Annotated in this window: 11 protein-coding genes; 9 read left to right on the top strand and 2 right to left on the bottom strand. The window is 47.7% G+C overall.

The window, feature by feature from the left end; genetic code table 11:
- Positions 1 to 77: 77 nt before the first annotated feature.
- From B2U97_RS02220 to purF, 7 genes are all read left to right on the top strand, one after another.
- A complete protein-coding gene (locus B2U97_RS02220) occupies positions 78 to 2,426 on the top strand; it encodes a FimV/HubP family polar landmark protein (RefSeq protein ID WP_011234269.1) in 2,349 nt (782 codons plus the stop codon).
- 11 nt (positions 2,427 to 2,437) lie between these two features.
- Positions 2,438 to 3,223: a tRNA pseudouridine(38-40) synthase TruA gene (gene truA, locus B2U97_RS02215; protein WP_011234268.1), complete on the top strand. Its 786-nt coding sequence runs from the start codon at positions 2,438 to 2,440 to the stop codon at positions 3,221 to 3,223.
- A 91-nt stretch (positions 3,224 to 3,314) separates the two neighbouring features.
- Positions 3,315 to 4,193, top strand: a complete 879-nt coding sequence (gene accD, locus B2U97_RS02210; protein ID WP_011234267.1) for an acetyl-CoA carboxylase, carboxyltransferase subunit beta — start codon at positions 3,315 to 3,317, stop codon at positions 4,191 to 4,193.
- A complete protein-coding gene (gene folC, locus B2U97_RS02205) occupies positions 4,193 to 5,485 on the top strand; it encodes a bifunctional tetrahydrofolate synthase/dihydrofolate synthase (protein WP_153848967.1) in 1,293 nt (430 codons plus the stop codon). Before accD ends, folC begins: the two co-directional genes overlap by 1 nt.
- A 60-nt stretch (positions 5,486 to 5,545) precedes the next feature.
- Entirely contained in the window at positions 5,546 to 6,034 is a 489-nt protein-coding gene (locus tag B2U97_RS02200; RefSeq protein WP_243734820.1) for an SPOR domain-containing protein, read from the top strand.
- A gap of 89 nt (positions 6,035 to 6,123) precedes the next feature.
- Positions 6,124 to 6,618 carry a CvpA family protein gene (locus tag B2U97_RS02195; RefSeq protein ID WP_286825072.1) on the top strand — a complete coding sequence of 165 codons (495 nt, stop codon included), beginning with the start codon at positions 6,124 to 6,126 and terminating at the stop codon, positions 6,616 to 6,618.
- A 14-nt stretch (positions 6,619 to 6,632) separates the two neighbouring features.
- A complete protein-coding gene (purF, locus tag B2U97_RS02190) occupies positions 6,633 to 8,150 on the top strand; it encodes an amidophosphoribosyltransferase (protein ID WP_110012641.1) in 1,518 nt (505 codons plus the stop codon).
- 34 nt (positions 8,151 to 8,184) lie between these two features.
- Here purF and astB read toward each other — a convergent pair whose 3' ends face one another.
- Positions 8,185 to 9,528 (bottom strand): N-succinylarginine dihydrolase, encoded by a 1,344-nt coding sequence (gene astB, locus B2U97_RS02185; RefSeq protein ID WP_286825157.1) that lies wholly within the window; start codon positions 9,526 to 9,528, stop codon positions 8,185 to 8,187.
- A gap of 296 nt (positions 9,529 to 9,824) precedes the next feature.
- On the opposite strand from astB, the gene topA reads away from it, so the two are divergent.
- Together topA and B2U97_RS02175 are read left to right on the top strand one after the other, a co-directional pair.
- Entirely contained in the window at positions 9,825 to 12,443 is a 2,619-nt protein-coding gene (topA, locus tag B2U97_RS02180; RefSeq protein WP_273025031.1) for a type I DNA topoisomerase, read from the top strand.
- A 111-nt stretch (positions 12,444 to 12,554) separates the two neighbouring features.
- Positions 12,555 to 13,289, top strand: a complete 735-nt coding sequence (locus B2U97_RS02175) for a TadE family protein (RefSeq protein WP_273025029.1) — start codon at positions 12,555 to 12,557, stop codon at positions 13,287 to 13,289.
- A 3-nt stretch (positions 13,290 to 13,292) separates the two neighbouring features.
- Here B2U97_RS02175 and folD read toward each other — a convergent pair whose 3' ends face one another.
- The gene (gene folD / locus B2U97_RS02170) at positions 13,293 to 14,153 is read right to left on the bottom strand and encodes a bifunctional methylenetetrahydrofolate dehydrogenase/methenyltetrahydrofolate cyclohydrolase FolD (protein WP_011234259.1); all 861 of its coding nucleotides are present in this window, start codon (positions 14,151 to 14,153) and stop codon (positions 13,293 to 13,295) included.
- Positions 14,154 to 14,414 lie beyond the last annotated feature (261 nt).

Raw genomic sequence — 14,414 nt, 5'->3', positions numbered from 1 at the left:
TAAGCAGCTGTATGTCATAAAGTTTTTTTAACGAACGCCGTTAAAGATAAGAGCAAAGCGCGGGCAGAGACTAAAGGATGAGAAAAACCAAGATAGTGCAGGTACTGAGATACTTCTCGCTGGCAGCCATGGTGTTGTCCGGCAGCATGACTGTCGCTGCTGCAGGCTGGCAGGATGGCGTCGTTATAAAAGGCGAGAAAGGCTCAGAAGCAACCGATGTTCGTATCGGCCAGGAGCGCTATGGGCCTATAAGCAGCAACGACACCTTGTGGGATATTGCGCGGCGTTATAAGCCACACTCCAGTGTGACCCAGTATCAGACTATGGTTGCTATTGTGCAGGCTAATGACGATGCCTTCGTCGATGGTAATATGAACCGCATGCTCAATGGTTTTTACCTGCGCATTCCCTCTTTGCAAGAAATCAAAATGGTTAACCCCGAAGCCGCTCGTCGGCAAGTCGTGGTAGATAGCCAATTAAAAACCAAGTCTCAACAACTCTCGCAAGCTCGGCAGGACACTCAGAAAACTCGCGCGGAACAGCAGGAGTTACTTGAGCAGGCCCGGGAGAAAGCTGAACAAACCATTCAGGAAGTTGAACAGCGACAGGAACAAAACTTTCAGGAGTTGCGCTCTGATATGCAGCAGTCCATGCAGGCGGTTGAGCGCATGTATGAAGAGAATAAGTCTCTGCAGGAGCGTATCGACGCATTAGCGTCGCGTTTAGATGAGCTTGCCAATAATGTGAGCAAAACCGATGAACTGGAAGTTCAGTTTCAACAGGTATTAGCTCAACAACGGGAGCTGCTTGAACAGCAGGCTAGAGAAGAGCTGGAGCAGGAGTCCGGGTTTTCCGACTGGTTGCAAAGTCCTTTGAATATGTTGCTTGTATCAGTATTACCGGCACTGCTTATTATCGGTCTTATTGTGTTTTTCTTTTTGCGCCGTTCAGCCAAACCGGTAGAGGAAGATGAAGAGGCGGAAGAAAAGAGCAGTAAAGAGCTTACTGAAGAAGAAGCCGCCGCTGAACTCGATAAAGAACTGCTGGGAGATGTACCTAACGACAGTACAGATGGCTTATTCGATATTGATGGTGAAGAAAGCACTGATGACGAAGGTGACGACTTAAGTGCGCTAGAGGCTGAGTTAACCGGAAATTCGGATGAGCCGGAAGCCGCTGATTTGAGCGTTCGTCTTGACGATGGAAAAGACGATGCCAGGAAGGAAGAACCGAAGCCGGAAGCCGAAACTGAACCGGCTGTAGAAGACGATTTAGACGACGATGATCAGGCTGTATTGCCGGATGAAGAAGACGAAGAGTCTAGTGAATTGTCTCAGGATGAACTGGATCGTTTATTTGGCGAAGCCGACGATGATGATGAACAGGCGATTGACCTTTCCGTCACTGATGAAGAAGAGTCTCCGGAGTCATCGAGTGCAGATGCTGATGAACCTGTTTCAGAAAATATTGAGCAAGAAGGTGAAGCAACAGAAGAAGAGTCTGCAGTAGCTGACGTCGATGATATCGATGACATTTTGTCCGACAACGCGCCTTCAGAAACTCCTGAAGAAGCTGACAGCGACGATGAGCGTGCAGTTGATGATAAGCCTGACAAAGGCGAAACTGATTCAGACCAGGAAAGTGACGACTTGTTGCCGGATGACTTTGACGACAGCGAGGTTGATGATGTTCTCGCTGAGTTGGGTCTTGCGGAAAACGAAGCCGATGAGCCGGAAAGTGAGAAAGCGGAAAGCATAGAAACCGACAGCTCCGAAGCCGAAGATGAACCAGAAGCTGATGAGGCTCAATCAGAAGAGGCTGCCGAAGCGGAAGAAACCGAGCTAACCTCGCAGGAGGAAAGCCAGCCTGTAGAAGAAGACTCCGAAGAAGATAATCTGGAACAGTTGCTGCAAGAGTCGGATGAGTTGACTCAGTCACTGGATGACCTTGAAGAAGAAGTTCCCGACGACGATGCGGAACTTGATAAGGCAGAAGATGAAGCGGACAAAGACTTAGAGTCGCTATTTGGTGGTTCCGATAATGCGGATAATATTGTCGATGAAGATGAGCCGGCTACAGAAGAAAACGACACCGAAAGCGAAGCCGAAACTGATGCATTTAGCGCTACCGACGACGATGAATTTGTGGATATTGACTCCTTAATGGCGGATGCCGATGAGGAAGACGAAGACAGTGATCGCTATCAGTCGTCGGCAGTAAAAGACGTTTTACCGGATGATGAATCTGGAGATGCCGAAGGGGCTCCACAAGATGATGAACCGTCGGGTCAGCTTGATCTTGCCAGAGCCTATATTGAAATGGGCGAAGAGGACGAAGCTCGGGAGATTCTTCAGCAATTAGCAGAAGGTGATGATGAAGCGCTGGCAAATGAAGCTAAGACGCTGCAACAGAAACTAGATTCGTAGGATAAAGTAGTATGCGAATGGCCTTATGCCTTGAATACGACGGCAGTCGTTATTATGGATGGCAACGACAACGTGAAGTAGCCAGTGTTCAGCAGTGTGTTGAAGAGGCTTTGAGTAAAATAGCGAATGCGCCTGTTGAGGTAACTTGTGCCGGCAGAACGGATGCTGGTGTTCATGCTACCGCACAGATCGTGCATTTTGATGTCCCGGTACCAAGAGCTGATGTTGCCTGGACGTTAGGAGTGAACAGTAATCTGCCCGCTGGTATTGCTGTACGCTGGGCGCGGGAAGTTGACAGTGAGTTCAGTGCGCGGTTTAGCGCTACGTCGCGACGTTACCGTTATATTATTGCCAATACCAGATTCCGTCCGGGGATCCATTCGGCAGGGGTCAGTCATTATCATCAACCACTTGACGCTGAAGTTATGCAAGAAGCTGCTCAGGCGCTTGTCGGTGAACATGACTTTACTGCATTCCGGGCATCTCATTGCCAGTCGCATACCCCGTTTCGTAAGGTTTCCGATTTAACGGTTGAACGCCGTGGCGACTATATTATCGTGGATATTTCGGCGAATGCCTTTTTGCATCACATGGTGCGAAATATCGTCGGCAGTTTGATCGTTGTTGGTCAGCACCTGCAGCCACCGGACTGGATTGGAGAATTGTTAAGACAGAAAGACCGCACCAAGGCTGCAGCTACAGCGAAACCCGGCGGACTTTACCTGGTGGCAGTAACTTACCCGGAACACTATAATATACCCGATGCTCCACTGGGACCTTTGTGGCTAGGCGATTAAGAGTCACTGTTATGACCTCTTTGCTTGACCCATTTGTGGTACCATGTAAGCTACATCAAATTGACTAATAACAGCCTTTGGGCGGAATAGTATGAGCTGGATAGAAAGAATTCTTGCGAAGCCAAAAATTAACAAACGACGTGGCGTTCCAGAGGGCGTGTGGAGCAAGTGCACGGCCTGTGGCAATATTATTTATAAGGCTGATTTAGAACGCAGCCTTAATGTTTGCCCTAAGTGTGATCATCACATGCGGGTTACCGGGCGCAGCCGTTTAGATATTTTTCTGGATAAAGACAATCGCGAAGAAATAGGCACAGATTTAGAGCCAAAAGATGTTCTGCGCTTTAAAGATTCCAAAAAATACAAAGACCGTATTGCTGCCGCGCAAAAAAGCACGGGTGAGAACGACGCCCTAATTGCCGAGAAAGGTACCGTAAAAGGCGTTCCTCTAGTCGCGGTTGCCTTTGACTTTAACTTTATGGGCGGCTCCATGGCATCGGTGGTAGGGGCTAAGTTTGTACTGGCTGCCGAAGTCTGCCTTAAGCATCGTATTCCGCTGGTATGTTTCTCTGCCTCCGGCGGTGCTCGTATGCAGGAAGCTCTGATGTCGTTAATGCAAATGGCTAAGACCTCTGCGGCTTTAGCTCGTATGAGCGAAGAAGGCCTGCCGTTCATCTCGATATTAACCGACCCGACCATGGGTGGTGTTTCTGCGAGTCTGGCAATGTTGGGCGATATTCATATTGCTGAACCAAAAGCTCTCATCGGCTTTGCCGGACCTCGGGTTATTGAACAAACGGTTCGTCAAACCTTACCGGAAGGTTTTCAACGCGCTGAGTTCCTGCTGGAACATGGGGCTATCGACATGATTACCGACCGTCGTGATATGCGCGATACTGTTGCCCGTTTGTTGGCGAAAATGCAAAACTTACCTTCTACCGAAGCTACGGAAGTAAGTGTAAACGAGTAATGGCGGAGATATCTTCATCAGCTCCTGCAGTGACTGCATCACTGCAGGAGTGGCTGACCTACCTCGAAAAACTTCATCCGAAAAATATCGATATGGGTCTGGAGCGTGTAGCCAGAGTGGCTGCTAATGCCGGCGTATTAAAGCCGGCAGCTTTAGTCATAACGGTTAGCGGAACCAATGGTAAAGGCTCAACAGTTTGCTATCTGGAAACGATTCTGCAGGCGGCAGGTTACACTACCGGCGTTTATACCTCACCGCATATTACCGAGTATCGCGAGCGAGTTCGGGTTAATGCGCAAGAATTGCCGGACTCCGAACACGTTAAAGCATTTCATGCTATTGAGCAGGCTCGTAACAATACGTCATTAACTTATTTTGAGTTTGGTACGTTAGCGGCGCTTTGGTTAATGGGTCGCCAGTCTCCGGATGTCGCTATTCTTGAGGTAGGCCTGGGTGGGCGTCTAGACGCGGTTAACTGTGTTGACGCAGACGTGGCTGTGGTCACCAGTATCGGCATCGACCACATTGCTTTTCTCGGAAATAATCGTGAGCACATTGGGTATGAAAAAGCCGGTATTGCCAGATCGGGTAAGCCATTAATTTGTGGTGAAGCAAGTCCAACGGCCAGTATTGCAGAAAGCGCGGAGCGCATCGGGGCTAAGCTTTATCAAGTCGGGCGTGACTTTCATCGTACCGAATACGATGAAAGCTGGAGTTATCGTAGTCAGAACACCCAATTGAATGACTTGCCGTTACCAAAACTGCCTCTTATCAACGCGTCAACAGCCATTGCGGCTATCGAACAATTGCCGTTACCAGTCAGCTTATCGGCTATTCGTGAAGGTATTACTCGGGCAAGTTTACCTGGGAGAATGCAGTCTGATACCGTTAATGGTATTGAAGTTTTGCTGGACGTTGCGCATAACCCGCAGGCTGCAGTTTATGCTAGTCGCTATTTGAATAAATTTTATCCACAACATAAAATTTTTGCTGTTGTGGGGATGTTAAGTGACAAAGACCATGCCGGTGTCGCTAACGCATTGAGTTCTCAGGCTTCTGCCTGGTATCTTGGCTCACTGTCAGAGCCGCGTGGTGAAACTGCGGATAACTTGGTGATCAATGCTAAATTACCTACGGAATCCTGTTATCTGTTTGAATCGGTGGAGCAGGCGTTTGCAGCAGCAGTGACAGCAGCGCAGCAATGGCAAATGAATGACGGCAAAGCTCTGGTTTTCGGCTTCGGCTCGTTTTACACTGTAGCGAGAATTAACGCGTATCTAAAAGGAGCTTGAGCTTTGTCCAGTCCTCTACAAAATCGTCTCGTTGGCACTTTAATACTTGTGGCGTTAGCCGTGATCATTATTCCAGATGTGCTTGATGGCGAAAAGAAAGAGCCTGTGGAACCAATGGAAACCATTCCATTAAAACCCGCAGTAGAGGAGCAGCTGAAGAAGCCGGAAACTCTATCAGATACAACTGTAGCAGAACCCGTTACGGTTGAAGAAGCATCATCAGATGTTGAGAAAACGGCAGATGAGGCCGCTTCGGTTCAGGAGGACAGCAACGTACAAGCTCCACCACGTGAGCCAGCCGAGTTCGCGGTCGATGGTAAAGCCTGGGTTATTCAGTTAGGTGCTTTTAGCCAGGAAGATAGTGTTAAGCGGCTTATTTCACAGCTACAGGCAAAAGGCTTTGCCGCATACTCTCAAGAGACGTCCGGAGGTTCTTTGATCCGTGTATTGGTTGGTCCGGATACGTCAAAAACAGAACTAGAAAAGCAACTGACGCCGTTAAAAGAGCTAACTGGCCTTGAAGGTAAGGTCATTACCTACCGGCCATAAGTTTTGCAATATATGCGAAAAGAAATCACATTATGAATCGCATTCTGTTAAAATCGCCCGCGTCTTTAGCCCAGCAATTGTGAGTCATTATGCTCTGGATTGACTACGCCATTATTATTGTTATCGGCCTTTCTACGCTTATCAGCCTGGTAAGAGGGTTCGTTAAAGAAGCCGTATCTCTGGCCATCTGGATAGCAGCTTTTTTTATCGCTAGTCAGTTCTACGAAGATCTTGCGGTATACTTTACCCAAATTGATGATCCGTTGGTCAGAAACGCTGCCGCTATTGCCGCATTATTCGTAGCGACACTTATTCTGGGCGCTATTATCAACTATATTCTGTCTCAATTAGTTCATCACACCGGCTTGTCCGGAACCGACCGGGTGCTTGGTCTGGTGTTTGGCGCTTTACGCGGAGTGCTAATTGTCAGTGCGTTATTATTCTTTATAGACTCTTTTACTACGTTATCTTCCAGTGACTGGTGGAAGGAGTCCGTGTTAATTCCTCATTTCGGTGTATTTATTCAGTGGTTTTTCAGCTATCTGGAAAACAGCTCCAGTTTTTTAGTCCCTCAACCTGTATAAAAAGGTGAAAAGACATGTGTGGTATTGTTGGTATTGTTGGTAAGCAGCCTGTTAACCAAGCGCTTTACGATGGGTTAACCATGCTTCAACATCGTGGCCAGGACGCCGCTGGTATTATGACAGTTGATGAGCACTGTACTTTGCGTTTAAGAAAAGCCAACGGATTGGTGCGGGATGTGTTCCATACACGTCACATGCACCGCTTGTCGGGTAATGTCGGTATTGGTCATGTGCGTTACCCTACGGCCGGAAGTTCGAGCTCAGCAGAAGCGCAGCCATTCTATGTTAACTCGCCTTTTGGTATTGCCATGGCGCACAACGGTAACTTAACTAATGCTGCTGACGTTCAGGAACATTTGTTTCAAACGGCCCGTCGCCACATTAATACCACTTCTGATTCGGAAATTTTGCTGAACATTTTTGCCAATGAGCTGGATAAAAACGAGAGTTTAACGCTGAGCGAAGAAGACGTTTTTCGCACCATGACCGCGGTTCACCGTCAGGTTCGTGGTTCTTATGCCGTGGTAGCAATGATCCTCGGTCATGGCATGGTTGCATTCCGTGACCCATGGGGCATTCGTCCTTTAGCCCTGGGTAAACGTGATACCGAAGACGGCGAAGAGTACATTGTTGCCTCTGAAAGCGTTGCCATTGACGGCACCGGTTTTAAATATATGCGCGATGTCGAGCCTGGCGAAGCTATTTATATTACAAACGATGGCAAGCTGTATTCTCGTCAGTGCGCTGATAAGCCAATACATTGTCCGTGTATTTTTGAGTACGTGTACTTTGCGCGTCCCGACTCGTTTATTGATGGCATTTCGGTCTATGCCTCTCGGGTTAATATGGGCCGTAAGCTGGGCGAGAAGATAAAGCGTGATTACGGCGAACTCGATATTGATGTGGTTATTCCAATTCCTGAAACCAGCTGTGATATCGCTTTAGAGATAGCCAGCGTGCTGGACTTACCTTATCGCCAGGGCTTTGTGAAAAACCGTTATATTGGTCGTACCTTTATTATGCCGGGACAGACTCAGCGACGTAAATCAGTACGCCGAAAGTTAAATGCCATTAGCGCGGAATTCCGTGGTAAAAATGTCCTACTGGTTGATGATTCAATTGTACGTGGAACAACGTCAGAACAGATAATTGAAATGGCTCGTGAAGCCGGTGCGAAAAAAGTATATTTTGCTTCAGCGGCTCCGGAAATTCGCTTCCCGAACGTTTACGGTATTGATATGCCAAGCGCTAACGAGCTGATTGGTCACGGACGTGAAGCAACGGAAATTCGTGACATAATTAAAGCTGATGGTCTCATTTATCAGGATCTTGACGACTTAATTGAAGCAGTAGGAGCAGAGAACCGATCAATTAAACGTTTTGATACGTCGGTATTCAGTGGTGAATACGTAACGGGTGATGTGAGCCAGGAGTACTTAGATCGTTTGCATGCGGCACGTAATGACGTTGCAAGGTCCGATCGTGACGGCTCAGAAGACGCCAACCTCGAACTTCACAACGACAACGATTAATTCATTCTGAAATAAAAGACTGAGCGCTGGGCGCTCAGTCTTGCTGGAATGGGTACACCGAACCCAGCTTCATAATTTGTGTTAACTCATCAAGTGCCGTGCGCGATTCTTCCAGTAGCGCCGGGTCACGTAAATCGTCGACTGCTAACTCATCACGGTAATGCTTCTCTACCCATTGATTCAAACGATTAAATAACCCTTCAGACATCAGGCAATTCTGGTTTGCACCCGCTATTTCTTCATCGTTTAAAGCAACACGTAAACGCAAACAGGCTGGACCGCCACCGTTGCGCATACTCTGCTTCACGTCAAAGTACTCAACCCGCTTAATTGGGCTGTCAGCGCTTTGCGTCAACTGTTCAAGATAGGAACGGACATTATCGTTTTCCTGGCACTCGGTAGGCGCGATAATGGTCATTTGGCCGTCGGGCGGTGTAATTAACTGAGTATTGAATAAGTAGGTATTTACTGCGTCCTGAATGCTCACTTGTTCTGTAGCAACTTTAATGAAATGTAGCGGATGTTCGCCGAATTTACGTTGAATTTCTGCTAATTTCGACTCGGTATCAGTAAAGGCCTGCTCGTGATAAAAAAGCACATTCTGGTTACCGACCGCGATAACATCATTATGGAATACGCCCTGGTCAATAACATCGGGGTTCTGCTGAATGTAAACGGTGTTGTCTTCACTTAAACCATGCAACCGGGCAATTGCCTGAGAGGCTTCCAGAGTCTGTCTTGCCGGGAAGCGCTTAGGTGCTGGTTTAGAACTGTCGAAGGCGTAACGGCCAAAAACAAAGAGCTCAATTCCGGCATGACCATATTCACGACACAGACGGGTGTGGTTCGCGGCACCTTCGTCACCAAAATGTTCATTGTCCGGCAGGTGGGTGTGATGCTCAAAATAACGACCATTATTGAACATTGCCTGCAGAATACGGCCACTGGTTTGTGGTTCTAACGAACGGTGAAACTTATTGGTCAGATTCGCCGGAGTGAAATGCACTTTCCCATTTGCTGTGTCTGCACTGGGCGAAACTGTCGCGGCATTGGCTGTCCACATACTGGAAGCGGAGCAAACGGCCTGAAATATGGCGGACGCTTCGGTTGCTGCACGGTATAAAACCTCGGAATCAGTACCGTGGAAGCCCAGGCGGCGTAATGCAAAAATATCCGGGCGTTCCTGTGGCGCCAACACACCTTGCTTCATTCCCATATCGTGCAAGGCTTTCATTTTTTTCAGACCTTGCAGGGCAGCATGTTTGGGACTGGATGTTGCTTTTGCATTGGCTAAAGAGGCAACGTTGCCGAACGACAGTCCAGCGTAGTTATGAGTTGGCCCAACCAAACCGTCATAGTTGACTTCGAAGTGTTGCATGCTCACTTGTCGATACTCCCTGCACGTATCGTGCACCTAAAAATAGAAACTTAATTGCCATTATACTGTTTTAAAACGGCCTTGAAAGCCTTTATTTTTCTGGACTTTGGCTTGCTAACGTAATTGTGACTGTTTATTTAACTTGTGCGAATTTTTATCAAATAACCGAGTTGCGGTTGTTTCTGCAAGCGATAACCGATATACCTAAAAAAGGCCGCTAAAGAGCAATTGCACTTGTAATTGTTACTGTTAGCACGTATATACACGGTCATCTACAACAAGAGAACGATTATTCTATGGCAAAATCGCTCGTCATTGTCGAGTCTCCGGCAAAAGCCAAAACGATTAATAAGTATTTAGGTAAGGACTTTGTCGTTAAGTCCAGTGTTGGTCATGTCCGTGATCTGCCTACCCGTGCCACTGAGACAATAAAGAGTAAGCCGGCTGCAGAAGTACGCAAGATGTCGCCGGATGCTAAGGCAAAATACCAGAAAGAACGTGATTATAAGCGACTGATTGCTCGTATGGGGGTTGACCCGGAAAATGACTGGGAAGCGCATTACGAGGTTCTGCAGGGAAAAGAAAAAGTCGTTAAAGAGCTAAAACAGTTAGCCAAAAAGTCAGATGAAATTATTCTGGCAACGGATTTGGACCGCGAGGGAGAGGCGATAGCCTGGCACTTGCGGGAACTTATTGGTGGTGATGACTCGCGATATAAACGCGTGGTGTTTAACGAAATAACGAAAAAAGCCATTCAAGAAGCTTTTCAACATCCGGCAGAGCTGAACACCGACCGGGTTAATGCGCAGCAGACCCGACGTTTCCTGGATCGGGTCGTTGGTTTTATGGTGTCGCCCTTGTTGTGGAAGAAAATCGCCCGAGGGTTGTCAGCAGGACGTGTCCAATCTGTCGCTGTAAGGCTTGTGGTTGAACGTGAGCGTGAAATTAAAGCCTTTGTACCGGAAGAGTACTGGGACGTTCATGCAGACTTAAACACGCCTGCGGACGAGTCTCTGCGCATGCAGGTGATGAAGCAGGCTGGTAAGAACTTCCGTCCGTCCAATAAACAGGAAACGGACGCAGCTTTAGCACTACTGAAAAAAGCCGGCTATGAAATTACCGGGCGTGAAGATAAGCCAACGTCCAGTAAACCCAGTGCGCCTTTTATTACCTCGACTCTGCAGCAAGCCGCCAGTACCCGATTAGGCTTTGGCGTTAAGAAAACCATGATGATGGCTCAGCGTCTGTATGAAGCAGGCCACATTACGTACATGCGTACCGATTCAACCAATTTAAGTTCTGAGGCTGTCGATGCTTGTCGTGAATTAATTACCAAGGACTTTGGTAAAAATTATTTACCGGACGATCCTGTTCGCTATGGTGCAAAAAGTAACGCACAGGAAGCGCACGAAGCGATACGTCCGTCAGATGTGAAGGTTAAGTCAGAGTCACTGGCTTCTGTGGAGCGAGACGCGCAGCGTTTGTATGAGTTGATTTGGCGTCAGTTTGTGGCCTGCCAAATGGTACCGGCTCGATACGATAGTACCACTCTGACGGCAACCGCCGGCGATTTTGAATTGAAAGCTCGCGGACGTGTGATGCGGTTTGCCGGTTGGACTAAGGTGATGCCTCCGGCCAGTAGTAAAAAAGACGGTGATGCGACCTTGCCTGATGTGAAAAAAGGCGATGCATTACAGCTGGAGAAACTGAATCCGGAACAACACTTTACTAAGCCACCGGCGCGTTATGGTGAGGCTTCTCTGGTCAAAGAACTGGAGAAACGAGGCATTGGTCGTCCATCAACTTATGCTTCAATTATTTCTACCATTCAGGATCGCGGTTATGTTCGGGTGGAGAGCCGTCGTTTCTTTGCCGAGAAAATGGGTGAAATTGTCAATGATCGGTTGATTGAGAACTTCACTGAGCTAATGAATTATAACTTTACGGCAGAAATGGAACAGGCGCTGGATGATATTGCTGCCGGGAAACGTGACTGGAAAGAGACTCTGGATAAGTTTTATGCAGACTTTAAAGAGCGCCTGGAAAAAGCAGAACTGGAACCGACTGAGGGCGGCATGCGTGAGAACAGCATGGTTCTTACCGATATCGATTGCCCTGAGTGTGGTCGTAAAATGGGAATAAGAACAGCGTCCACGGGCGTATTCCTTGGCTGTTCTGGCTATAACTTACCGCCCAAAGAACGTTGTACCAAAACGCTTAACCTGACACCGGGCGAAGAAGCGATAGAGGTGACTGACGAAGAAGAGCGCGAAACAGAAGCGCTTCGTGCCAAAAAGCGTTGCCCTAAGTGTGGCACCGCAATGGACAGTTACCTTATTGACGAAAAGCGTAAGCTTCATGTTTGTGGTAACAACCCAACATGTGACGGTCAACTGGTTGAAGAGGGGACTTTCCGCATTAAGGGGTATGACGGACCCACCATTGAATGCGATAAGTGTGGTTCTGAAATGCAGTTAAAAACGGGACGTTTTGGTAAGTACTTCGGCTGCACTAACAGTGAGTGTAAAAACACCCGAAAATTACTTCGAAGCGGGGAAGCTGCGCCACCGAAAGAAGACCCAGTGCCGTTGCCTGAGTTACCTTGTGAAGAGTCGGATGCTTACTTTGTGCTAAGAGACGGTGCCTCCGGTATTTTCCTGTCGGCCAATACCTTCCCTAAATCGAGAGAAACTCGGGCAGTTACGGTAAAAGAACTGGCTAAGTTTAAAGATCGTTTACCGGAAAAGTTCAAGTACCTGGCTGAAGCCCCGAAAGAAGATGATGACGGTAATGATGCTATTGTTCGTTTTTCAAGAAAGCACAAAGAACAGTACGTTGTTACTGAAATTAAGAAGAAACAAACGGGCTGGAAGGCTTTTTACCGCAGTGGTAAATGGCAGGTAGAAGAAAAGTAGTTAAAGGCTTACGAGCAAACACTCATTTTGCCAATAGTTAAAATATAAAAGCAGGACTAACATAGTGCCGTGTCTATTGAAGGACACGGCACACCGGACACGGAGGTCCTCATGTTATTGTCTCGCTTGAGCATAACACTTCCCGCTGCTTTTCCGGCAGCGGGTTTTTCTTTTCTGAACCCCGTTAAAATATTGAAAAAACAATCCGGGCAGGCGAGTGTTGAGTTGCTGGTCGTTTGGCCTGTTATTGTCGCCTGCGTTTTTACTTTTATTCAGGCTCTCTTTATTTGGTGGGCGCAGCAAACACTTACAGTAGCGAATCAGTATGCGGTGAGGGCAGGAAGTCTTAACCATGGTAACAATAATGCCATGGTGAACACGCTGGCGGCAGGAATGGCCGGTTTAAAACCACAACTGAACATAGATAACAAAATAGCCGCCGCAGCTGAGGCTATAGCTAAACAGCGACTTCATTTCTCGCGCTTTGGACAATTAAAGGTTCTGTCACCCAGTACTGATGATTTTCGCCAGTTTTCGGACTGGCGCTGGGATAACGAATTGCAAAAAGACGTACTGGAAATTTCGGTTGACCATTATCATGCACGGGCTGGCGATAATGCCTCCGAGGAATGGCATCAGGCACGCGTTTTGGTTATTGAAACTTATTGGTGCTTGCCACTGGAAATTCCAATTGCTGCTGATTTTCTGGCGGCAACACAGAGTTTAGTCTCAGATTCAAAAGCCGCGACTTACTGTGCAGGCCGAAGTACTTTATTTGATAAACCGTTGTGGGGGTTATCGAATACCGCTCAACATGTCATGTTAAGCGGCTACCGACAGCAATAAAATTTAACGAACGTCGTGATAATCGACACAGGCCTGCAATGTGTTCTCAATTAACGAGGCAACTGTCATGGGGCCAACGCCACCGGGAACAGGAGTGATCCAGCCGGCTCGCTCGGCAGCGACAGAGAACTCCACGTCACCGGTTAATCGACCATCGGGCAGGCGATTCATTCCTACATCTATGACGATGGCGCCAGGTTTAATCCACTCGCCAGGAATGAACTCCGCTTTGCCTACCGCAACAACAACGATATCAGCACGCTTGACATGATCGGATAAGTCTTTGGTAAAGCGATGACACACCGTCGTTGTTGCTCCTGCCAGTAATAACTCCAGGCTCATTGGACGACCAACAATATTCGATGCCCCGACAACCACTGCGTTTAAGCCGTGTAAGTCAACGTGCGTGTGCTCTAACAGTGTCATAATACCTTTGGGGGTACAGGGGCGCAAAGCCGGGATACGTTGTGACAAACGTCCAATATTGAATGGATGGAAGCCATCGACATCTTTATCCGGGCGAATTCTTTCTAAAATTGGTGTGGCATCCAGACCCGCAGGCAACGGAAGCTGAACTAAAATACCATCTACGGCGTCGTCATCGTTCAGCTCTTCAATGAGCTTCTCAAGTTCTTTCTGTGTTGTGGTTATTGGTAAGTCGTAATCAAACGAACGAAAACCAACGTCTTCACAGGCACGGCGCTTGTTGCCCACGTAAACTTCTGAAGCGGCGTCGCTTCCGACCAGAACAACAGCTAACCCTGGTGCCCGTAATCCGGAATCAATGCGTTCTTTTACTTGCTGTTTAACCGCCTGGCGAACAGTGGCAGCGATGGTTTTACCATCGATAATTTGAGCTGGCATAATGACGTTCCCAAAGATGAGAGAATTCAAGGTGATATATAAGTTGTATTGTAACTTTTTTCTGCCCTGAATGTCACCGGTTGTTGGTTTAGTCGTCAGGTTGTTGCAAAAGTAGCCAGTCGGCACTGATAACCGAAAAAAAGTTTGACGGGTCAGTCTTCAGCAGGTAATATTCGCCACCGTTGTCGACCAGCAATAGTGTTTTTAAAAGCTGCGTATGACACGGCTTTCGGAGAAATTCGGCGATTAGCGCAGTTTGGT

It is taken from the genome of Idiomarina sp. UBA3176, assembly GCF_002364295.1.
Lineage (GTDB): Bacteria > Pseudomonadota > Gammaproteobacteria > Enterobacterales > Alteromonadaceae > Idiomarina > Idiomarina loihiensis.
Note: the sequence above shows the minus strand (reverse complement) of the source record. Positions and strands in the feature narration are given on the sequence as shown.